This window comes from Bradyrhizobium sp. PRIMUS42, from assembly GCF_023006515.1.
Taxonomy (GTDB): domain Bacteria; phylum Pseudomonadota; class Alphaproteobacteria; order Rhizobiales; family Xanthobacteraceae; genus Bradyrhizobium.
In genome coordinates this window covers 1-375 of sequence record NZ_JALBGZ010001646.1, presented here as the reverse complement: position 1 = coordinate 375, position 375 = coordinate 1, and the positions used below count along the sequence as shown (strand labels likewise).

At 66.9% G+C, this 375-nt stretch carries 1 pseudogene; it reads left to right on the top strand.

Annotated elements, in window-relative coordinates:
• A pseudogene (locus tag MOV75_RS42100) lies at positions 1 to 375 on the top strand (flotillin family protein); the annotation flags it as partial.

Sequence of the window (375 nt, the reverse complement as noted above, 5' to 3'; positions counted from 1 at the left end):
AGAAGACAAGGATCGCCAACCAGCGCTCGATCGACACGACCCGCATCGCCTCCGAACGCGAGGTGCGCCAGCGCGAGATCGAGCGGATGCGCACGGTCGAGGAAGCCGAGATTTCCGCCCGCGAAGCCATCGAGCGCGCCCGCATCGCCAATGACCAGGCGATCGCGGAGGCCCGCATCGCCTCCGAGCGGGAAACCCGCCAGAAGGAGATCGAGCGAACCCGCACCATCGAGGAGAAGGAGCTGCTGGCGCGCGAGGAGATCGAGAAGACAAGGATCGCCAACCAGCGCTCGATCGACACGACCCGCATCGCCTCCGAACGCGAGGTGCGCCAGCGCGAGATCGAGCGGATGCGCACGGTCGAGGAAGCCGAGA